This is a genomic window from Thermoanaerobacter uzonensis DSM 18761, from assembly GCF_900129115.1.
Taxonomy (GTDB): domain Bacteria; phylum Bacillota; class Thermoanaerobacteria; order Thermoanaerobacterales; family Thermoanaerobacteraceae; genus Thermoanaerobacter; species Thermoanaerobacter uzonensis.
On sequence record NZ_FQUR01000011.1, the window covers coordinates 141757 to 161230 of the forward strand.

At 32.0% G+C, this 19474-nt stretch carries 26 protein-coding genes and 3 tRNA genes; 21 read left to right on the forward strand and 8 right to left on the reverse strand.

Annotated features, from left to right (window positions below; all coding sequences use genetic code 11):
* Positions 1 to 3 precede the first annotated feature (3 nt).
* Both BUB32_RS07480 and BUB32_RS07485 read right to left on the reverse strand, forming a co-directional pair.
* Positions 4 to 1242, reverse strand: a complete 1239-nt coding sequence (locus BUB32_RS07480; protein WP_072968791.1) for an MFS transporter — start codon at positions 1240 to 1242, stop codon at positions 4 to 6.
* 12 nt (positions 1243 to 1254) lie between these two features.
* On the reverse strand, positions 1255 to 2571 hold the full coding sequence (locus BUB32_RS07485) for a tetratricopeptide repeat protein (protein ID WP_072968793.1): 1317 nt from the start codon (positions 2569 to 2571) through the stop codon (positions 1255 to 1257).
* Positions 2572 to 2723: 152 nt separating this feature from the next.
* On the opposite strand from BUB32_RS07485, the gene yabN reads away from it, so the two are divergent.
* The 7 genes from yabN (at position 2724) to BUB32_RS07520 (ending at position 7708) form a co-directional block, all read left to right on the forward strand.
* Positions 2724 to 4211 carry a bifunctional methyltransferase/pyrophosphohydrolase YabN gene (gene yabN, locus BUB32_RS07490; protein ID WP_072968795.1) on the forward strand — a complete coding sequence of 496 codons (1488 nt, stop codon included), beginning with the start codon at positions 2724 to 2726 and terminating at the stop codon, positions 4209 to 4211.
* A gap of 77 nt (positions 4212 to 4288) precedes the next feature.
* Positions 4289 to 4564, forward strand: a complete 276-nt coding sequence (locus BUB32_RS07495; protein WP_003869740.1) for an HU family DNA-binding protein — start codon at positions 4289 to 4291, stop codon at positions 4562 to 4564.
* A gap of 55 nt (positions 4565 to 4619) precedes the next feature.
* Positions 4620 to 4865 carry an RNA-binding S4 domain-containing protein gene (locus BUB32_RS07500; RefSeq protein ID WP_042834639.1) on the forward strand — a complete coding sequence of 82 codons (246 nt, stop codon included), beginning with the start codon at positions 4620 to 4622 and terminating at the stop codon, positions 4863 to 4865.
* A 55-nt stretch (positions 4866 to 4920) separates the two neighbouring features.
* Positions 4921 to 5901: a SpoIID/LytB domain-containing protein gene (locus BUB32_RS07505; protein WP_072968798.1), complete on the forward strand. Its 981-nt coding sequence runs from the start codon at positions 4921 to 4923 to the stop codon at positions 5899 to 5901.
* A gap of 98 nt (positions 5902 to 5999) precedes the next feature.
* Positions 6000 to 6296 carry a sporulation protein YabP gene (gene yabP / locus BUB32_RS07510; protein WP_072968800.1) on the forward strand — a complete coding sequence of 99 codons (297 nt, stop codon included), beginning with the start codon at positions 6000 to 6002 and terminating at the stop codon, positions 6294 to 6296.
* A gap of 107 nt (positions 6297 to 6403) precedes the next feature.
* Positions 6404 to 7063: an extracellular solute-binding protein gene (locus BUB32_RS07515; protein ID WP_072968802.1), complete on the forward strand. Its 660-nt coding sequence runs from the start codon at positions 6404 to 6406 to the stop codon at positions 7061 to 7063.
* A gap of 15 nt (positions 7064 to 7078) precedes the next feature.
* Positions 7079 to 7708: an MtnX-like HAD-IB family phosphatase gene (locus tag BUB32_RS07520; protein WP_072968805.1), complete on the forward strand. Its 630-nt coding sequence runs from the start codon at positions 7079 to 7081 to the stop codon at positions 7706 to 7708.
* Between the two features lie 3 nt (positions 7709 to 7711).
* On the opposite strand, the gene BUB32_RS07525 is transcribed toward BUB32_RS07520, so the two are convergent.
* On the reverse strand, positions 7712 to 9331 hold the full coding sequence (locus tag BUB32_RS07525; RefSeq protein WP_072968807.1) for a putative manganese-dependent inorganic diphosphatase: 1620 nt from the start codon (positions 9329 to 9331) through the stop codon (positions 7712 to 7714).
* A 77-nt stretch (positions 9332 to 9408) separates the two neighbouring features.
* Here BUB32_RS07525 and yabQ point away from each other — a divergent pair, with 77 nt between their 5' ends.
* The 7 genes from yabQ (at position 9409) to BUB32_RS07560 (ending at position 12069) form a co-directional block, all read left to right on the forward strand.
* Entirely contained in the window at positions 9409 to 9885 is a 477-nt protein-coding gene (gene yabQ / locus BUB32_RS07530) for a spore cortex biosynthesis protein YabQ (RefSeq protein ID WP_072968809.1), read from the forward strand.
* Positions 9886 to 9952: 67 nt separating this feature from the next.
* Positions 9953 to 10240, forward strand: coding sequence for an FtsB family cell division protein (locus tag BUB32_RS07535; protein ID WP_072968811.1), 288 nt, complete (start codon positions 9953 to 9955; stop codon positions 10238 to 10240).
* Positions 10241 to 10327: 87 nt separating this feature from the next.
* Positions 10328 to 10750, forward strand: coding sequence for a S1 domain-containing RNA-binding protein (locus tag BUB32_RS07540; RefSeq protein ID WP_042834650.1), 423 nt, complete (start codon positions 10328 to 10330; stop codon positions 10748 to 10750).
* A 62-nt stretch (positions 10751 to 10812) separates the two neighbouring features.
* Positions 10813 to 11718 (forward strand): Ppx/GppA phosphatase family protein, encoded by a 906-nt coding sequence (locus BUB32_RS07545; protein WP_072968814.1) that lies wholly within the window; start codon positions 10813 to 10815, stop codon positions 11716 to 11718.
* Positions 11719 to 11814: 96 nt separating this feature from the next.
* A tRNA-Leu gene (locus tag BUB32_RS07550) sits at positions 11815 to 11904 on the forward strand.
* Between the two features lie 4 nt (positions 11905 to 11908).
* Positions 11909 to 11985 (forward strand) — tRNA-Met (locus BUB32_RS07555).
* Positions 11986 to 11992: 7 nt separating this feature from the next.
* Positions 11993 to 12069: transfer RNA gene (locus BUB32_RS07560), tRNA-Met, on the forward strand.
* On the opposite strand, the gene BUB32_RS07565 is transcribed toward BUB32_RS07560, so the two are convergent.
* The 5 genes from BUB32_RS07565 to BUB32_RS07585 form a co-directional block, all read right to left on the reverse strand.
* Entirely contained in the window at positions 12026 to 13546 is a 1521-nt protein-coding gene (locus BUB32_RS07565) for a recombinase family protein (RefSeq protein ID WP_072968891.1), read from the reverse strand. The two genes, BUB32_RS07560 and BUB32_RS07565, sit on opposite strands and share 44 nt — an antisense overlap.
* 167 nt (positions 13547 to 13713) lie before the next feature.
* Positions 13714 to 14436 carry a DUF3800 domain-containing protein gene (locus tag BUB32_RS07570; protein ID WP_072968816.1) on the reverse strand — a complete coding sequence of 241 codons (723 nt, stop codon included), beginning with the start codon at positions 14434 to 14436 and terminating at the stop codon, positions 13714 to 13716.
* A gap of 22 nt (positions 14437 to 14458) precedes the next feature.
* Entirely contained in the window at positions 14459 to 14815 is a 357-nt protein-coding gene (locus BUB32_RS07575; protein WP_072968818.1) for a hypothetical protein, read from the reverse strand.
* Positions 14816 to 14969: 154 nt separating this feature from the next.
* Positions 14970 to 15413 (reverse strand): topoisomerase DNA-binding C4 zinc finger domain-containing protein, encoded by a 444-nt coding sequence (locus tag BUB32_RS07580; RefSeq protein WP_072968820.1) that lies wholly within the window; start codon positions 15411 to 15413, stop codon positions 14970 to 14972.
* Between the two features lie 13 nt (positions 15414 to 15426).
* Complete coding sequence (locus BUB32_RS07585) at positions 15427 to 15816, reverse strand: helix-turn-helix domain-containing protein (RefSeq protein ID WP_072968822.1); 390 nt, start codon at positions 15814 to 15816, stop codon at positions 15427 to 15429.
* 152 nt (positions 15817 to 15968) lie between these two features.
* On the opposite strand from BUB32_RS07585, the gene BUB32_RS07590 reads away from it, so the two are divergent.
* The 7 genes from BUB32_RS07590 to BUB32_RS07615 all read left to right on the forward strand — a co-directional run bounded on the left by BUB32_RS07590 (position 15969) and on the right by BUB32_RS07615 (position 19473).
* A complete protein-coding gene (locus tag BUB32_RS07590) occupies positions 15969 to 16178 on the forward strand; it encodes a helix-turn-helix transcriptional regulator (RefSeq protein WP_072968824.1) in 210 nt (69 codons plus the stop codon).
* 87 nt (positions 16179 to 16265) lie between these two features.
* Positions 16266 to 16460: a hypothetical protein gene (locus BUB32_RS07595; RefSeq protein WP_072968826.1), complete on the forward strand. Its 195-nt coding sequence runs from the start codon at positions 16266 to 16268 to the stop codon at positions 16458 to 16460.
* Entirely contained in the window at positions 16444 to 16572 is a 129-nt protein-coding gene (locus BUB32_RS13225) for a hypothetical protein (RefSeq protein WP_268807552.1), read from the forward strand. Before BUB32_RS07595 ends, BUB32_RS13225 begins: the two co-directional genes overlap by 17 nt.
* A gap of 59 nt (positions 16573 to 16631) precedes the next feature.
* Positions 16632 to 17084 carry a helix-turn-helix domain-containing protein gene (locus BUB32_RS07600; RefSeq protein WP_072968829.1) on the forward strand — a complete coding sequence of 151 codons (453 nt, stop codon included), beginning with the start codon at positions 16632 to 16634 and terminating at the stop codon, positions 17082 to 17084.
* A gap of 50 nt (positions 17085 to 17134) precedes the next feature.
* Entirely contained in the window at positions 17135 to 17512 is a 378-nt protein-coding gene (locus tag BUB32_RS07605) for a hypothetical protein (protein WP_200773863.1), read from the forward strand.
* Positions 17513 to 17609: 97 nt separating this feature from the next.
* On the forward strand, positions 17610 to 18161 hold the full coding sequence (locus BUB32_RS07610; protein ID WP_072968893.1) for a stalk domain-containing protein: 552 nt from the start codon (positions 17610 to 17612) through the stop codon (positions 18159 to 18161).
* Positions 18162 to 18615: 454 nt separating this feature from the next.
* Positions 18616 to 19473 carry a hypothetical protein gene (locus tag BUB32_RS07615; RefSeq protein ID WP_072968831.1) on the forward strand — a complete coding sequence of 286 codons (858 nt, stop codon included), beginning with the start codon at positions 18616 to 18618 and terminating at the stop codon, positions 19471 to 19473.
* Position 19474: the final 1 nt, after the last annotated feature.

A 19474-nucleotide genomic window follows, 5' to 3' on the forward strand; every position in this document is an offset into this window, starting at 1 on the left:
CAATTATACCTTTGTCCCATAAACTTTTTTATATTGAAACACTAAAACATAAAGTGTATACAAAAGAGCTATTATTCCGCTTACTATAAAAGTTATGTGAGAGCCAATTTTTTGAGATAATGTACCAGCATACAGTGAGCCTATAGGAGTTACCCCACCAAAAACCAAAGAATAAACGCTCATCACTCTTCCTCTGAATTCATCTGCTGAATTAATTTGTATTGTGGTGTTGGCGGAAGAACTAAAGGTTATCATAGACCAGCCTGATAGAGCTAGAAGAGAAGCTGTTAATAAGTAACTACTTTGCATGCCTATGAATATTTGAAAGATTCCAAGTCCAATGCCTCCACCAAATAAATAAACAGGCTTTACTCCTCTTCTACTTACCGAAGCTAATGTCAATGCTCCTATTAGGGCTCCTGTTCCCATTGCTGACATTAGTAAGCCATAATCTGTCGCTTCTCTGTGGAGAACATCTTTTGTAAAAACAGGTACTAATACATTAAAGTTCATAGAAAAAGTACTCAAAATGGCAATCATGAGTATTGTAGTTAATATAACAGGGGTGTTTTTGATGTATATTAACCCGTCTCTTAAGTCATCAAAGATCTTTGCTTTGACGTCATTAATTTTTGGCGTTATACCTTCTACTGTAATTAATATAAGTCCTATTATTACAGCAATAAAGCTTGCAGAATTCAAATAAAAACATACGGCATATCCCAATTTGCCAATTAATATTCCTGCAATTCCTGGGCCTATTATCCTTGCTGCGTTAAACACTGCTGAGTTTAGAGCAATTGCATTCATCAAATCTTTTTTTCCTACTAAGTCAATGATAAAAGATTGCCTTGCTGGCATGTCTATCGTGTTTAAAAAACCATTAAACAAAGCCAAAGCTAATATTTCCCAATAATTTATTATTTTTAGGGCAGTCAAAGTTGCGAGGATAAAGGCGGAAATTGCAAAACTTGTTTGTGTAAATAAAATCAGTTTTCTCTTTGGAAATCTGTCTATTACAACCCCTGCAAATAAAGAAAAGAGCATCACAGGCAAAAATTGAACAGCACTTACAAGACCCAATAAAAAGGAAGAGTTCGTCAGTTTAAGAACTAACCAACCTTGACCTATGTTTTGCATCCACGTGCCTATAAGGGAAATCATTTGCCCAAACCAGAATAACCTGAAATTTCTGTGCTTGAGAGAAGGAAACGAATATTCTAATTTTTCTGTTATATTCATTGCTATTTCTCCTCATGCCAAATTTTCATACAATAGTTCTATAGATTGATTGAAATATATTTTGGCTTTTTCAGGATTATTTAGGGCAATATACAAATTTCCCAATCCTTTATAGGCTTCAGACAAGTCTTTCTTAAGGCCAAGGTTTTTGAGTATTTCCACAGATTTTAAAAGTTCTTTTTCACTTAATTCAAATTGACCTTGCTTTAGGTGCAAATTGCCAAGGATTGTATAAATTCTTCCCATTTCTTCTTCTTCGTTTATCTCTTTTACAATTTCTAGAGATTCATTTAAATACTCAAGAGCTTTTTGGTAATTTTCTTTTAAATAATAAATTCTTCCTATTTCTGTTAGATTATATGCCATTCCTCTTTTGTCCTCTAAATCTTTGTATAGTGAATAGCTTTTAAAGAAATATTTCTCTGCAATGTCATATTTCTTTAAATCGGTATATACAAAGCCTAAGTAATTATATTCATTAGCAATGTCTTCTTTTAAGTTTAATGTTTTGCTTATCAAAATGGCACGCCTTATATATTTTAAAGCATCTTTGTATTGTTTAAGTTCATGATTTACAAGTCCAAGTCCATTGTTGGAAAGGGCAATAAAGTCTACTGCTTTGATTTGTGTAGAATACTCAAGACATTTTATATAATAATCTCTTGCTTTAATAAATTCTCCCATTTTGCTGTACAAATTTGCTATACTGAAAAGTATGCGGGATTTCAATTCAGCGTTTTTTAAGGAATATTTTTCAAATCCATCTAAAGCTTTCAAATAACTTTCCAAAGAAGATTGAAATTTTTGCAAATTTCCCAAAGATAAGCCTTTCATATAGTAAATTTCTACCATAATCTCATTGAAGAAGTTTTTTTCAAAATAAGAAGATATTTTGTCTAGAATTTCAAGGACCTTTGGGTAATCTTTAATAACAAAATAAGATTTAGCTAGATAAAAATTTATCAAATTTGAGGAATATTCATCTATTGCATTATTTAAAATATCAAGGTATAATTTAATAGCTTCTTCATAATTTTTGCTGTCGAATGCCCTTTGTGCCTTTAAAAATTTTTCGAGTATATTTTTGTATTTGAAAAGTTCTTTTTTTAATTCTTCTTTTTCGACATAGTCTTCATCTAAAAAGTACACAACTGGCTTATTTAATTTTTGAGCGATAAAATTTAAAGCTTTTAAGGAAGGACTTATTTTACCTTTTTCTATAAGGCTTATATAGCCTTTGGAAAATTCGTCTCCTGATAAATCTCCTTGTTTTAGGAATTGCCTCTTTCTTTCTTCTCTAATTCTTTTGCCCAATTCCACCATATCCATGTACTACCACTCCTTAATGTGTGTACTAAAATATATTATAATTTAATTTAGTAGCTTTTTCAACGGCTAAGTATAAGATAAATTTAATTATATAAAAATCCAAATAAGTGATATAATATTATTTGTACATTTTAGCTTTTGGGGTGGTTACTGTGAATAAACTATTTATAGTAGGCTTAGGGCCGGGTTCGGCAGATTCCATTACACTGGGTACGATAGAGAAAATGAAAAATGCTGATAAGGTTTTTTTGCGGACGGAAAAACATCCGGTAGTTCCATATCTTAAAACGCAGGGAATTATTTTTGACACTTTTGACAAGATGTATGAAAAAAGTACTAGTTTTGAAGAGGTTTATGAAAATATTGCTCGGGAAATAATAGATATAGCCAAAAAATATCGAAAGGTTGTGTATGCTGTTCCAGGACATCCTTATGTAGCGGAGAAATCCGTGGAATACATATTAAACTTTTGTAACGATTGTGCCGATATATCAATAGAGGTTATACCAGCTATTTCTTTTATTGATGCCATTATAGAGGAATTGAAAATTGACCCTATATATGGCCTTAAAATAATTGATGGTTTGTCTTTGGATGTTCAAAAGCCCGATAAAAGATGTGCTAATATTGTTGTGCAGGTGTATGATAGATTTATAGCTTCAGAAGTGAAATTAAAACTGGCAGAAGTATATGGAGATAGTTATCCTGTGACTGTTATAAAAAATGCAGGAATTCCAGGGAAACAAGTAATAGAGACAATACCCCTTTATATGATTGACAGGCTCGATTGGATTGATTATCTTACTTCTTTATACATACCTCCTGTACAAACACTCTTTCAAGAAAAGTATGACATATATGACCTTTTAGAGATAATGAGAATTTTAAGAAGTGAAAAGGGATGTCCATGGGATAAAGAGCAGACTCATCGAAGCCTTGAAAAATATTTGGTGGAAGAAAGTTATGAGTTAATTGATGCGATTGAAAAAGAATCTGAGGATAAGATAGCAGAAGAGTTAGGAGATGTACTTTTTCAAGTTGTATTCCATTCACAAATTGCAAAGGAGAGGGGAACATTCAATTTTGGCGATGTAGTAGATGGCATATGCAAAAAGATGATTTGGAGGCATCCTCACGTTTTTGGGGCAGAAGAATTAAAAACTTCTAAAGCCGTATTAGAAAAATGGGATGAGTTAAAAAAACAGGAGAAAGATTTAAATTCTTATACGGAAGTTTTAAAAGATGTACCAATGTATATGCCTGCTCTTATCAGAAGCTATAAAGTGCAAGAGAAAGCTGCAAAAGTGGGTTTTGATTGGGATAGGGTTGAGGATGCACTTTCTAAAGTTTATGAAGAATTGGAAGAATTAAAGGAGGTGTATAAAGGGAAAGATAAAGAAAAGATTAGTGAGGAAATTGGAGATTTAATTTTTGCAGTGGTAAATGTAGCTAGATTCTTAGATGTAGAACCAGAAAGTGCAACTCACAACACAGTGGAAAAATTTATAAAGCGATTTGAATACATTGAAAAAGCTGCGGCAAAGAATGGACAAAAATTGGATGAAATGACATTAAATGATATGGATAAGCTGTGGAATGAAGCAAAGATGAATAATTTTAATAAAAAAAATGAAAAATAAGCGTAAATTAGCAGGATTTTTCGATTTTGTGAAGAATAAATAAGAGTAAAACATATTTAAACTAAGGAGGTATTGTTGTGAATAAGGCAGATCTTGTTGCGAAAATTGCAGAAAAAAGTGAGTTAACAAAAAAGGATGCTGAAAAGGCATTAAATGCTTTCATTGAAGCAGTAGAAGAAGCTTTGAAGAATGGTGACAAAGTTCAATTAGTAGGGTTTGGTACATTTGAAGTAAGAGAAAGAGCTGAAAGAAAAGGTAGAAATCCTCAGACAAGAGAAGAAATAACAATTCCTGCTTCAAAAGCTCCTATTTTCAAAGCAGGGAAAGCATTAAAGGATTTAGTAAATTCTTAAAGAAAATCAGGTCTTTATGACCTGATTTTCTTACTTTTGTCTGGGGGTAAGAAGTATGAGGGTAGACAAGTTTTTGAAAGTTTCAAGGCTTATCAAAAGGCGTACGATTGCAAAAGAGGCCTGTGACAAGGGATTAATTTTTATAAATGGCAAGCAAGCAAAAGCTAGTGATGAAGTAAAAGAACATGATATAATAGAGATAAACTTTGGAAATAAAATTGTCAAAGTAGAGGTTTTAGATGTAAAAGAACATGCTTTAAAAGACGAGGCTTACAAAATGTATAAATTGATGGAAGAATGAATGATTTGTGAAAATCCCTCAAATACTATAAACAAAAGTATAGGAGGGATTTTAATTGTATAGGAACAAACTAAAATTAATTGCGGTGTTAGTAGCTTTGTTATTTGCTATGACTGCTTGCAAGCCGCCTACAAAAAAACCAGAACCTATTAGGAAGCCACGGATGGAACTACCTAAAATACCTGCAAAAATAAATGTAGGTGAAAACAAAGAGCCTGTTCTTAAAGTTTATGTTGTTCAAACAGGTAAAATTGAAAATATGCCTTTAGAGAAATATGTTGAAGGTACAGTTGCGGGAGAAATAAAAAATTATTGGCCAATTGAAGCTTTAAAAGCCCAGGCGATTTTAGCTAGGACATATGTTTTAAATTTTGTAAGTACTAAAAAGTCAAAATATCCTGGAGCCGACATATCAACAGATTTTGAGGAGGCTCAGGCCTGGAACCCTTCAAATATAAATTCTAAAATAAAAGAAGCCGTAAAAGATACGCGAGGTATAGTTGCTGTCTATGACGGAAAATTTATAAATGCATGGTTTCATTCTCATGCAGCAGGACAAACTGCTTTGGCTAAGGAAGGCCTTAATTACAAAGAGCCGGAACCTCCTTATATTGTGAGCGTAAAGTCAAATGATAGTCCTAGTGCACCAGCTAATGTAAAGCATTGGACGGTTATTTTTACTAAAAGTGAAGTGATTGATGCATTAAAGAAAATGGGACTGGGTATAAACGATTTTAAAACTGTGAAAATAGGTACAAAGGGGGCTTCAGGAAGAACTGTAAACTTTCTTTTTGACAAAACGCCTGTAAATGCTCCCGATTTTAGAATGGCGATTGGAAGTGAAAGGCTAAAGTCCACTATGATAGATGAAGTTTCTTACGATGGAAGTAAATTGGTGATAAAAGGAAGAGGGTTTGGGCATGGCGTAGGAATGTCTCAATGGGGAGCATATCAGATGGCTAAAGAGGGTAAAAAGGCAAAAGATATACTAAACTATTATTTTAAAGGTATAAATATAGTAAAAATTTGGGATTAAAATCCTCCAGAAGGAGGATTTTTTTGTTCTAAAAAAAGTACAAGATTCATAGATAATAATAGTCTATTAAAAAGAAAGGAGGTTTAAAGAGATTTCAAATGGAAGATAAAAGGAACTTTTCAAGGGCGGGGAAACCTCATAATATTACAATTGAAAATAGAGAAAAAATCAGCATTTCTGGGGTAACAAATGTTGTAAGCTTTGACGAAGAAACAGTAATATTGGAGACGGATTTGGGAGTTTTGACAATAAGAGGTCAAGGGCTTCACATTAATAAATTGAACCTTGATGACGGACAAGTGTCGATTGATGGAGAAATAGTAAATTTAAATTACAGTGACAAAGGTGGCCTTATAGGAAAATCAGGGGGATTCATAAGTAGAATGTTTAGATAAGTCGCGTGTTGCGGCTTATTTTGTTTTATATACTCGATTTTAAAAAGTTTAATTGTTATAATAGATTTGGATATTTTGCACAAAGGAAGTAGGGAGGTGTGAAATAAATGAGTGAGGAGAGAAAAAGCTGGTTTAGAAATATGACTACAAAAGAAAAAGTGGAATATATATGGGACTATTATAAAGTTCATATTATTGTAAGTATATTAGTAATATATTTGTTGGCTTCTTTTACAAATAGTATTATTAATAGAAAGGATTACGTATTAAATGTTGCTTTAATTGGCAAATATATGGATTTTGATAGACAAAGTGAATTTTCTAAAAAAGTCACTAAAGAATTAATTGGCGATTCTTCTGGGAAAAAACAAGCTTCTATTGATTTTTACAGGCTTGTAAAAGGTAGAAATGGTAATCTTACTCTTGACCCTGCCTCAACTCAAAAATTAATGGCCAGAATGGGGGCTCAAGATATAGACGTCATTGTTCTGGATAAAAATAATTTTGATATATTGGCAAGAGAAGGAGCTTTTTTGCGATTAGATAAGGTAAAAGAGTTAAATTTATCAGGGTTAAATGTAGCAAAAGTAGAGAAACCCTCTGGTGAGTTAAAACCAGGTGTTTATGGAATATATGTTGGATGGAATAATAAATATTTAAAAAATCTGGGATATGACTATAATGATAAAATTATTGCAATTATGGCAAATAGCCAACACAAAGATTTGGCTATAAAATTTGTAAAATGGCTTTTGGATTTAAAATAAAGGAGGAGAAATTAATTGAAAAAAGTCTTTTTAGTAGATTTTGACGGTACTGTTACTAAAGTAGATACTGTTGATTTAATGGTGAAAAAGTTTGCAAAAGATGGATGGCAGTATTATGAAGAACTATGGGAAAAAGGGGAAATGTCTACTGAGGAATGCGCAATTGAAACATTAAAACTTATGGAAGTAGATGAAAAAAAACTTTTAGATTTGCTTTACACAGTTGAAATAGATGATTATTTTATAGAATTTTTAAATTTTTGCAGAGAAAAAAATTATGAAGTTATAATAGTGAGTGATGGATATGACTTTAATATAAAAGCTATTATGGAAAGATTCGGGTTTAATACAAAATTTTATAGCAACAAACTTTGGTTTGAAGATGGGAAAATAAAAGTGGATTTTCCACATAAAAGCAAGGATTGTGATAAATGTGGTATGTGTAAACTGGAAGTATTGAATAGATACAAAATTATGGGATATTATGTAGTTTATATAGGCGATGGATATTCAGACCTTTGTGTCTCTCAACATGCGGGTAAAGTCTTTGCAAAGGGAGTTTTGGAAAAATACTGTAAGGAAAATGGGATTCCATGTACTTCTTTTAGAAATTTTGGCGATATTATAGAAAAGTTAAAGCGATAAACTTCAGTGGGTGTTTATCGCTTTAACAAGGGGAGGTAATACTTGTTTTTTTCTAGAGATGACATAAGGCAAGTAAAAGCTGTTGTTTTTTATTTCAACGTTAAAAGCCCTTTGTAACAGCTCTTTGTTGTTTCCTACAAAAAGTATTTCAGATCCCTCATTTATTATATCTGTCAACATAAGCAATAAGATGTCGTAGTCTTTGTCTTTTTTCACTTTTTCCATAAAGCTTATAAGCTGTTGTTTTAATTCTCCTGCATCTGTAAGAGTGTTAACCTGCCCTATGCCGATTTTATAATTATTTATTGTAAATTCTTTGAAATCTGTATAAAATATTTCTTCAACAGTTTTTCCTTCTAAAGAGGTACCTGCTTTGAACATTTCAGTTCCAAACTCATTTATGTCTATGTTGGCAATTTCTGCAAGCTTCTTAGCTGCTCTTACGTCTTCTGGTGTACAAGTAGGAGATTTAAATACAAGAGTATCTGATAAAATAGCAGCGCACATTATTCCCGCTATTTTTGGTTCCGGAATTAGCCCTTTTTCTTCAAAAAGTCGATTTATAATTGTAGCAGTAGAGCCTACAGGATGGTTTCTAAATAGTATTGGCTGCTCTGTTTCTATTGTCCCAATTCGGTGATGATCAATTATTTCTAATATTCTTGCTTGTCCTATTCCTTCAACTGCTTGCGAAAATTCATTGTGGTCAACCATTATGACATTTTTTCTTTCATAGTCTAAAATATGTCGTCTTGCAAGGAGCCCCGTGACTTTTCCTTCTTCATCGACAACTGGAAAGTTTCGGTATCTATATTTTAACATTACTTCTTTTACATCATCAATATAATCGCTAACTCTAAATGTTACTAGATCTTCCTTTTTTATTACATATGATAATGGTATACTTTGGTTTAATAATTTAACAGTGTCAAACGTATCTGGTACAACTTTTATAATTGTTACTTTATATTGTTTAGCTAGTTCAAGAATTTTTTCTGAGACTCCGTTGTTGCCAGTAATTATGAGAGCTTTTATTCCTTGTAGAATCGCAACTTGTTGTATATCGCCTCTGTCTCCAATGATTAAGATATCCCCTTTTTTTATTCTTTTTAACACATTTTCTTTAGACATGGCAGCTACTAAAATGTCGCCTTCAAGATAATCTACATATCTTAAAACTTCTTCTCCTTTCAAAGTAGCTAATATGTTGTCAATAGGGATTTTATACTTAGATAATTCATGAGAAGAAGAAAGATATGCCTTTGCCAAATCTCCTACTGTGGCAATTCCTATTAATTTATTCTCCTTATCTACTACTGCTATTGTTCTAATGTTTTTTTCCATCATAGTGTTCCATGCTTCAAACATGGAGGTGTTTTCTTTAAAAACGAGAGGTTTATCAAATTTAATGTCTTGTACTTGGGTATATACATTTTCAATAAAAATAGGCTCTTCTACTCCAAAATAGTCTAGTACAAATTTTGTCTCTCGGTTTATAGGACCTAATCTAACAGGTATAGCATTTATACCTTCAGAGATGCGCTTTAGATAGGCATAAGAAATAGCTGAGCAAATAGAATCGGTATCTGGATTTTTATGTCCGGAAATATATACTGTTGTCATGATGCATCGCCCCTATTTTAGTTTCATTCTTGTTGCAGTGGATAAATATAATATAACAAGAAAAGGAGGGTATGTAAATGGTAATAACCATACAAAGTCAAATTTATGCATTTTTAGTAACAGTATATGGTGGTTTTGTGCTGGGTTTTATATACGATATTTTTAAAGTAACAAGACGAGTTTTTAGGCTTAAAAAAACTTTTTCTAATATTGCCGATATTATATTTTGGCTTTTTGGGACAATTACTATGCTTTATTTTATGTATATAAGCAATTATGTTGAAATCAGGTTTTATAGTTTTTTGGGATTTGCAATTGGAATCATTCTTTATTATGTGTTGCTAAGTCATTTCATCATCCGAGCTTTAATTGGAGTTTGTGAATTTGCAATAAAATTTTTAAAAAAGATGGCAGAAATTATTATATATCCTGCTAGAATAGTAGTCAATTTTATTATTGTTCCTTATAAGTTCACAAAAAAAATTTTAACTTTGCCTGTTGCTTTTCTGAAAAATAATTTAACTCATTTTAAGATTTTTAAAAGGAAAAAATAAAGGATTTTTTAAAGAAATGTCGAATAAAAATAATAGATTATATGCCTTGTGAAAGCAGGTGTTATGAGTGAAAAAGCTAAAGAAGATATTGTTTTTTGCCTTTATTGCATATATTGGATTTACTTTTTTTCAGCAGCAAGTTGCATTAGAGAAACTTGATAATAGGTATAGGGATTTAAAAAATAAAGAAGCTGCAGTAATGAAAGAAAATAAGTATTTAAATGAATTACTTCACCAGATAAATAGTGAAAGTTTTATTGAAAATGAGGCAAGACAAAAGTTGGGGTTGGTTAAAAAAGGAGAAATAATTTATGTAGATGTTTCAAAAACTAAGTCCCAAGAGACAAAAAAGTAATTTCAGAAAATTCATCTTGAAATATTTTGTATCTTAATATATAATAAACTCATTAATAAAATTTTTAGAGGGAGGATCTTTATTTATATGCCATTTGAGGTTGGAGATGTTGTTGAGGGCACCGTGTTAAACATCACAGACTTTGGAGCATTTATTCAGTTACCAGAGGGGAAAACTGGGTTGGTGCATATTTCGGAAGTTGCTAATACCTATGTAAAAGATATTAGGGAGCATTTGAAGGAGCATGATAAAGTAAAAGTAAAAATATTGTCCATGGATGCTAATGGCAGAATAAGTTTGTCAATCAAAAAGGCTTTGCCCAAGAATAATAAAGAAAGAGAACCAAAGGATTTTGTATGGCAGAGCAATAGGAATTATAATACTAATAGTTCCTTTGAAGAGAAATTGCTTAAGTTTTTAAAAGATTCAGACGAAAGGCAGCAACAGCTGCGAAAGAATTTTGATTCCAAGAGAAGAAATACAGGCTACAGAAGAAGCAATGGATATTAACTTCGGGTTATGCCCGAAGATTTTTCATAAAGGGTTTTTACCTGTGATAGTTGGGGGTTATTATGAGAATTTGTGCAATTGATATAGGGACAAATTCAATACGCCAACTTATATGTGACGTAAATAATGGAAATATAAACAAGATACAAAAAGACGTTGAAATAACTCGATTGGGGGAAGGAATTTCTAAAACGGGTAAGTTAAATAATAACGCGATACAGAGAAGCATTGAGGTGATTGAACGCTTTGTGAAATTGGCCCAAGAAAAAGGTGCAGAAGTTATATATGCTTTTGCAACATCTGCGATGAGGGATGCTAAAAATAAAGATGCTTTTTTTGAGCAAATTAGAAAACTTGGGCTAGAGGTAGAAATCATAGATGGAGAAACAGAGAGCTTATTTGGATACATCGGAGCGGTGTTGGGGGTTAATAAGGAAGATGCTCTGGTGTTAGATATAGGAGGAGGAAGTACTGAATTAGCATATAAAGGTAGAGAATTTGTAAAAGAAAGTTTTGATATAGGAGCTGTGAGGCTTACTGAAAAATTTATTAAAAATGATCCTCCTACAGCTGAGGAATATGATGAAATCAGGTTGCATATAATAGATACAATGGTAAATTCTATTAATAAGTACAAAGAAGTTGAAAATGTCATCGGCATAGGAGGGACAATAACAACTCTCGCTGCCGTTTCCCAGCAATTGGAAATTTATTCTCAAGAAAAAATTCATGGATATCAGCTAAAAAAAGAAGAAATTAAGAGGATTTTAGATAAATTTATGTCTGTTACATTGGAAGAGCGGAAAAAAATTTTTGGATTGCAGCCACAAAGGGCTGATATAATAATTGCGGGAACTGCTATATTACTGACTATATTAGAAATGCTGAGTTTCAAAGAAATAACGGTTAGTGAGTGGGATAATTTAGAAGGAGCAGTCGTCTATAAATTTGGGGAATTTAAGCTATAAAAATGGAATTTTCATTTGAAGTTGCAAAAGTGGATAAAAAACTATTGACTTAAAGATATAGATATAATATAATAAATACTGTCTCAAGGAGATGAAGCCGGAGTGGCGGAACTGGCAGACGCACAGGACTTAAAATCCTGCGGGCCCTAAAAGCCCGTACCGGTTCGAGTCCGGTCTCCGGCACCAATGGCGCGGGGTGGAGCAGTCCGGTAGCTCGTCGGGCTCATAACCCGGAGGTCGTAGGTTCAAATCCTACCCCCGCAACCAAAAATATGGCGGCGTAGCTCAGTTGGCCAGAGCATGCGGTTCATACCCGCAGTGTCGGTGGTTCAAATCCACTCGCCGCTACCAGCAAAGAACGGAAATCGTCACCTATCCAGAAGTAGAATTCACATTTTATTTCATCTGGGGTGACGATTATTTTTTTTATGTAGTTTTTAAGCACTTCTTTAATTTCATGAGGATCCTTCGAGGAATTAATTATTTCCCTATCCTTTTCGAAGATTTTTAATATCATTTCTGGTGTAATAAAGTCTGTCTCTTTTTTATTTTCCAGCTCTTTAATTCTGTAAGCAAGCTCATTTCTCATTGCTTCTAATTCGTTCATTTTTTCTTTCATTATTGGCTGAAACATCCCCTGAGCAATAGCTTCTACTATGTTTTTCATCTGCTCTTCAACCTCCTTATAGCGCTTTTTTAAAAAAGCAATTTCTTCTGCTCTCTCTTTATTTAGCTTCTGATTTTCCTCGTTTAAAAGTCTAGCCAATACCGGCGCTACTTTTGGGTCAAGCACTCTCTTGTTCAGCTCATCTATAACAAAAGCTTCTAGTTTTTCTTTATTTATATCTCTATTTGTGCACTGCTTAGTTCTGTCTTTCCTGCTGCATCTATAAGTTACATATTTCCCTCTGCTTAAACACCCTACCATTTTAGAACCGCATATTCCGCAGTAAACAAGACCTGACAAAAGATAAACCCTTTTTGCAGAATTAGCCCCTCTTGTTATTTTTCTTTCTTCCATTTTCTCCTGCACTTTTTTAAATAAGTCTTCATCAATGATTGCAGGTATAGCATTCTCTATAACGATTACGTCTTCTTTTACTATTCTATGGTTTTTCTTTGTACCTTTATTGAATATGTATTTGCCAGTATATTTTTCATTTTTCAAAATTTCATGAATGCTGTTTTTCCTGAACGGATTTCCCTTCTTAGTTTTGTAACCTCTTAAGTTTAATTCATCAATTATCTGCCTATATCCATACCCCTGTGCATATAACTCAAAAATCAGTCTCACTGCTTCAGCTTCTTTTTCGTTTATCACATATTTCCCATCCACAATGTCATATCCCAAAGGTGGTATACCTCCATTAAATTTGGCCTGAAAAGCATTTTCTTTCAATCCTTTCATAACCTCCCTTGCGAGGTTTTTGGAGTAGTACTCAGCCATCCCTTCTAAAACACTTTCTAAAATAATGCTCTCTGGCGAATCATCTAACTGTTCAAGTACTGAAATAAGTTTTACGCCGTTCTTTTTTAACTGTCTCCTGTAGAAAGCGCTGTCATATCTGTTGCGGGCAAACCTGTCCAGTTTATGAACAATAACAGCGTTAAACAGCCCCAGTGAGCTGTCCTTTATCATCTGCAGGAATGCCGGCCTATCATCAGTTGTAGCACTTTTTGCTTCATCGGTGTATATCTTTACCAGCTGTATGTTATTTTTTTCGCAGTACTCTTTTATAGCTCTTAATTGAGCTTCAATACTTTCCTCCCTTTGATTGTCGCTAGAGTATCTTGCATATGCAGCAGCTCTTATTTCTGTTTCAGCCATGAGAAATCCCCTTTCCTTAAATATTTATTTTTATTTCAACAATTAATTAATAACATCTTTATTTGTATATTTTGACATTGACAATCTTTTTTCATCATGATATACTATAATTGCAGGGTCGATCCGGTATTAGTCGCCGGGAAATCGGTCTTGCTTTTATTTTTGTCTTATTTTCTAACAACTCCGTACGGGTCTGCAGGATGGGCATGTAAGTTTAGTATTGGTTTTAATTCTGTAAACAAATTTTCTAACCCATATTTTTTTATTTTTCCTGTTGGATAATCATATCTTAGTAATGCATATGCTATAAAATCAACTGACTGAATAAGATAGTCATCCTGTGAGTCTCTGAAGAAGGGATCAGCAATGATTCTGTCGATAGTTATGTTCTTAGTTCTTACGTTTGGTTCCCATTCACCATACTTACTTGGTATCGGATTAAAAACTCTCATTTTCCGTAGTACTTTTTTTATTCTTGTTTCATCTCCCCTATCAAAAACAAGTATTCCATAGTCGTTCTTTGTTTCAAGAGATCGATTTATTCTATTTATTATTCTGTCTAAAGCTTCTTCATAGCTTCTAACACTTACGTTAATGCATTCAACATTGTATTTGCTTAATGCCGCCAATAGTTTAATATAACGTCTAAATATAAAGGCCCGTTGCCTTTTCGTAACAATTTTACTTCCTAGTTTACCACGTCCAGCAATGAATTCGGTAGCATGTAGTTCTTTAGCTATTCTTATGCCATACCTATTTTTTAGGTATATCCTAAATCTTTTTATAACTTTAAACACATTGTTCCAGTTTTCTGCCGGTATCCCTAATGCAGAAAAAATGTAGACATTACTTTTCTCATCACCTGATTCATCTAAGTAATATATGTACATAAGTAAAATCCCCTCCCAAATATTATTTAGCTTTTGAAAGGTATTTTAATATTTTTTCTGACACTTTATCTGCCTCATCTTCCAACTCTAAATGCTCCATGTTAAGCCCTATAATGTATCCACAGCGTGGCATGTCATTCAGTATATGCTGTATTTCATGGAGGAAAGTTTTAACTTGCGTCCTGTAACTTACATTTCCGTTGAGCAGTAAATGATAGTTTCCCCTTCTGCTTACGTATGTAAACCCCAGCACTGTTGATGGTAGATTAAACACTATATGAGTCCGTATACCAAATGTATTCATAACATCATGAAATGGGATTGTTTCATCCAATAAAGCTCTTATAAGAGATATATCAAGCAAGTTAATACTGCTCAATTAAATCATTCCTCCTTATCTTCTTTACAACAAGAATGTTTTTTAGTAGTTTACCAATGTGTAAAAAATTTTTTATTTCTTCTAATGGGATTTTTACTTTTTCGTATGGTATATTCTCAATAAAATGTTTATCCATATTATGATTAAATAAATCTTACATAATTTCATGAGGATCTTCAACAATAAAAAACCTGCCTTGTAAAGCTCCACAATGTTCGCATGTATTTGCAAAATAACTCATACTTACTGTTTTACTAAATATTTTCCGTATAGTGCTGTATTTAGTAGATAGAAACTTATCGAGAATTTCTATATCACCTAATCCAATAGGATCTAACCATGAAAAGTATTCATCTAATTCTCCTAAATCGTAATTTAAAAAATAAGAGTAAACTTTTGTAGTTTTTCCACAATTCCAACAAATTCTATCCCAACCATAAAGATTAATACCAAATTCTTTTATATATTCAAATGCCCATTCATAAATCTTTAATGTTGATTTGCAATCGGGGAAATTCGAACAACCCACAAATTTACCAAATTTTCCTGACTTTAAAACATAATATCCATCACATTGCTTACACTTAACTTTTTTCATGTTCTTTCCACCTTTATTCCTCTTTATTTTCTTCATCTTCTATTGCCTTTATTATTCGAATTATCTGCTTTATCTCTTTAGGAGAAAGCTTCTTGGTCTGCTTAAATAAAAGCTTTAAATCCTCCCTTTCTTTCAATGTATTCCAAAACTCAAACAGCTCTGGATCATCTGAAACAGCCTCAGTGATTTCGTCAGTAGGGCTGTAAACATCTGTCCTTCCAAGAAGATAATCAACAGAAACATGGAAAAAATCAGCAATTTTTTGTAATATATCAGGAGGAGGAGTTCGCTGTCCGCTCTCATAATACCCTACTGCTCTGTCTGAAACACCTAGATATAAAGCTAATTCTTTCTGAGTTACTCCTTTTTTCTTTCGTAATTCTTTTATTCTTTCACCTAACATTTTCCTTTCCCCACTTTCTTTTATCTGGATTTTATTATAACATAAAGTTCGATTTTTGTATTCAAGTGAACAAAAAGTTCTTGACACAGAACCAAATGTTCAGTATAATATAAGTAGATTATGAACATTTAGTTCATGCAGGAGGGTTATTAATGAACAAACTAAAAGAGTTAAGGATAAAATATAAACTCACACAAAAAGAATTAGCAAAAAAGCTTGGAGTAACACCAGATTATATTTCTCAAATTGAACGTGGTAGAATTCCCGGTATGGAAACTGCAATCAAGATTGCAAATTTCTTTGATACTACGGTAGACGAAATTTTTTTAGCAAATAATCGAACTAAAAGTTCGCAATTATAACGTATAAGTATTATTTACCCTTATTATACCCTTATTTCTTCCAGTTTTACATATACACATACTAAAGCTAACAAAGGAAGTGATCTCATGAAAGTGGCAATCGTAAGAACTGTGATAACAAGAGAAAAACTTATGGCAGGTGAGTTTACACCAGACAAGGAAGAAATAATCAAGTATGAAGAAGTAGACGAAGAAGAGTATTTTAAACCTTTGGTACAATATCTTTATCCAAAAATAAAAAAGCTTATTGAGGGGGAAAAAGGTAATGTGGACAGAGTTTAAACCAATCAAAAATAAAGACTTACTCCTCAAAGTAGCAGAAGGATTAATGAAAATAGTACAAATTAGAATAGAAAAAGCCGATGAAGGCTGGAAATTGATGATAAAAACCTAATATATAGCCGTAGTATGCCCAAAATATGGAACAAAAAATATAACCTAGGGAGTGGTAGTGTGGATAAAAAAGCTAAAGCCCTTGAGTTATATCTTGAAGGATTTAAGGTAGTAGAAATAGCTAAAGAACTAGGCGTTTCACAGCCAGCCGTTACTAAAATGCTGAAACAATTTCCGGAATATCATCAAGAAAAAGAACGCCGCAAAAAAGAAAACCAAGAAAAAGCTAGACAATGGAGAAATGAGTATAAGAAACAAAAAAGGGAGCAGTACGACGAAGATTATGAATTAGTGCTAAAAAGTCATCGAGAAGATGCTGCAGCGCTTTCAAGAAGAGGAAAACTCAGTGATGACATTCTTATAAAATTATGCATTCTTAACTACGATTATAATAAAGAAAAAGAAAGGCTTGTCTTCAACGAAAGTGCAGGAAAAAGGCCTGCGGACCTGCCTAGGTCGGTCTATGTGCATAAGAATGTTTTGAAGCAGTTTAGAATACCTACTCGACAATGAAAATTTTAGTTTGAACCAATTTATTTTTGTCTGAAAGGAAGAAGCTAAAAATGAGATTGATAGGCATTATAAGTTTAATAATTTTTATTTTTGTTATAATTTTGCCTATAAGTTATAACATAAACAGCTTACATAAGGAACATATCATAAGAAGTAAAATTGAAAGCGTTGCAGAAAAATATATCAAAGATGTTGAAAGAGACGGCTATTTAAGTTACACAACATATAAAAAAATAGAACGTGAAATAGATCAAGCAGTAAGTTACAAAGGCATTACATACTACCGTTTTATTACAGGAACATTTGAAAGAAAAACAAAAGGGGAAGAAGTATTTATAGAAATTGATTATGGAGTGTTTTCATTGCTTTATAATGTAAATATAAAAGTTATTAAATTTGGAATAAGTAGTTATGAGAATAAACAATAAATTTAACGTAGATATTTCTTCGCATATTCTATTTGATAACTATTTAAAAAAGTTAAGAGTATTTACACATTTTAGTGAAGTAAAAAGAGGTGAGCGTATGAGTAAAACAAAAGGATTTCTTTATGATAATATTACAGACCCTATTGCTACGATAATTGCTCCACTTATTTTTTTATTGTTTGTCATATGGGCATTGTATTTTTTTACTACTCCTACACCAAGTTACTTTTATCTAAACTCTAATGTTGCAGATATAGGAATAAGGCCTATCAGCAATGAGAATTTTATTTTGGGCCAATCTACAAAAAGGATGTACCTCAAAGAAGCACCTTTTATTTATGACTCAAAAATTTATTTGCCACTTGACGCTATAGTATTAGCAAGCGGAATAAAAGAAGAAAATGTTGTGAAAGAAAAAAATAGAATAATAATAAAAACCGAAAAAAGTAACAACATTTATTTTGATTTAAAAGAAAAAACAGTAACTATTGGCAGAGAAAAAATGAACCTAGGAAGCTCCCTATTAGTAAAAAATAGTGAGGTGTTTTTGTCTGCAGATTACGTAGAAAAAATTTTTAAAGTGAAAATAGAAAAAGATGGGAATGTAGTAATTATGAAATATAAACTATTTCCGATACCTTTCGATTAATCGATTAGCATAACTAATCTGATAGTTGTATAATTCGATGATAGACAGCTTCTGCACCAAAAGATTGATGAGATAAGTGGAAAAATTGACATGCTTCAGATGGATGTAAATAATCTAACAGTTAAGACGGTATATCATGACAACCGCATAAAAGAGCTGAGCAAAAAACTGGGTGTTTAATAAGCCCGGTTTTTCTATTTTATTGAGGATTTTTTATGAAAGGAGATGAAAACTTGAATATTTTTTACACTGTTTATTAAAAGGACATATTTATTTATTAAAGAAAAAACAAAGAAAAAATAATGAGAGAAAAGCGTAATTTATTTTTTAGCTTTTTGTTATTAAAATTTTATTTTTAGATAAAAAGTCCCCCTTTTTTAGTATAAAGTCTTACAAATAAAGAAGGAATTTGCAAAGAAATGTAGAATATTATCAAAATAAAGGGGGACAAAAAATGAAGAATATTGAATTCTACATGTACCGATATTTTTTAATAAAAACTGAACAAATAACTATGTTTCCAGAAGAAGAAGATGACAAGGTCAAAATAATTTACAACTTTTTTTCTGAATTAGAGGATACAAAAAAATATGAAAAAACTACTAAGAAAGGCAAAAATATTTTGTTCTTAACGAAAAAAACTAATAACCATCTATATCTTTGTAAATTTGCATCTGAAAAAATTAGAAAAAAGCATGAACCTACAGAGAATGATATTAAAATTTTACTAGAACCAGATTATCCTTTTGTATATGTAGTTTTTGATTTAAAAAGACAATTAATTTTAGTTCAACATAAATCTTCTGTTTTTCAAGACAGAGATACGGCAATAAATAAGATTAAAGGAATATTTACACCAAGAACAAAGATCCATGGTTATAATTTTACAATCGAACCAGTTAGTTTTGAAAAATTTTTTTGGGATTATATTGAGAAAGCACAAAAAATTTATGAAGTTGCATTAAGCTTGAAAGCACCTAATTTGTTTGGAGGAGTATATAGTACAAATGATCTTCTGAGAGACATAAAAAGAATTTTTAATTCTACAGAAACTGAAATAAAGTATAAAAATGAAGATGGGAAACTGAAAATAAGTAAAAAAGAGCTCGAAGATCCTATAAAATATGCTTCTGCTGGTGGTGGTCATTGGAAAATAAAAATCCAGCAAGAAAAAAAGTCTAAGAGAATAGTGATAAAAAGTATAGATAATGTCAAGAAAATTGAAATACCAGAAGAAGCTTTAGAGAACGAGAAAGCTTTATTTCAACTAATGCAAAAAATCAAGGAAAATGATCCGTTAAAAGGTGGATAAA

Coding starts and splice junctions, on each gene's coding strand:
- BUB32_RS07525 (WP_072968807.1), bottom strand. CDS start 9,331: ATGACAACAGTATATATTTCCGGACATAAAAATCCAGATACCGATTCT.
- BUB32_RS07485 (WP_072968793.1), bottom strand. CDS start 2,571: ATGGATATGGTGGAATTGGGCAAAAGAATTAGAGAAGAAAGAAAGAGG.
- BUB32_RS07480 (WP_072968791.1), bottom strand. CDS start 1,242: ATGAATATAACAGAAAAATTAGAATATTCGTTTCCTTCTCTCAAGCAC.
- BUB32_RS07580 (WP_072968820.1), bottom strand. CDS start 15,413: ATGAAAAAAGTTAAGTGTAAGCAATGTGATGGATATTATGTTTTAAAG.
- BUB32_RS07610 (WP_072968893.1), top strand. CDS start 17,610: ATGAGTAAAACAAAAGGATTTCTTTATGATAATATTACAGACCCTATT.
- BUB32_RS07540 (WP_042834650.1), top strand. CDS start 10,328: ATGCCATTTGAGGTTGGAGATGTTGTTGAGGGCACCGTGTTAAACATC.
- BUB32_RS07595 (WP_072968826.1), top strand. CDS start 16,266: ATGAAAGTGGCAATCGTAAGAACTGTGATAACAAGAGAAAAACTTATG.
- yabP (WP_072968800.1), top strand. CDS start 6,000: ATGGAAGATAAAAGGAACTTTTCAAGGGCGGGGAAACCTCATAATATT.
- BUB32_RS07605 (WP_200773863.1), top strand. CDS start 17,135: ATGAGATTGATAGGCATTATAAGTTTAATAATTTTTATTTTTGTTATA.
- BUB32_RS07570 (WP_072968816.1), bottom strand. CDS start 14,436: ATGTACATATATTACTTAGATGAATCAGGTGATGAGAAAAGTAATGTC.
- BUB32_RS07500 (WP_042834639.1), top strand. CDS start 4,620: ATGAGGGTAGACAAGTTTTTGAAAGTTTCAAGGCTTATCAAAAGGCGT.
- BUB32_RS07585 (WP_072968822.1), bottom strand. CDS start 15,816: ATGTTAGGTGAAAGAATAAAAGAATTACGAAAGAAAAAAGGAGTAACT.
- BUB32_RS07615 (WP_072968831.1), top strand. CDS start 18,616: ATGAAGAATATTGAATTCTACATGTACCGATATTTTTTAATAAAAACT.
- BUB32_RS07590 (WP_072968824.1), top strand. CDS start 15,969: ATGAACAAACTAAAAGAGTTAAGGATAAAATATAAACTCACACAAAAA.
- BUB32_RS13225 (WP_268807552.1), top strand. CDS start 16,444: ATGTGGACAGAGTTTAAACCAATCAAAAATAAAGACTTACTCCTCAAA.
- yabQ (WP_072968809.1), top strand. CDS start 9,409: ATGGTAATAACCATACAAAGTCAAATTTATGCATTTTTAGTAACAGTA.
- BUB32_RS07515 (WP_072968802.1), top strand. CDS start 6,404: ATGAGTGAGGAGAGAAAAAGCTGGTTTAGAAATATGACTACAAAAGAA.
- BUB32_RS07565 (WP_072968891.1), bottom strand. CDS start 13,546: ATGGCTGAAACAGAAATAAGAGCTGCTGCATATGCAAGATACTCTAGC.
- BUB32_RS07545 (WP_072968814.1), top strand. CDS start 10,813: ATGAGAATTTGTGCAATTGATATAGGGACAAATTCAATACGCCAACTT.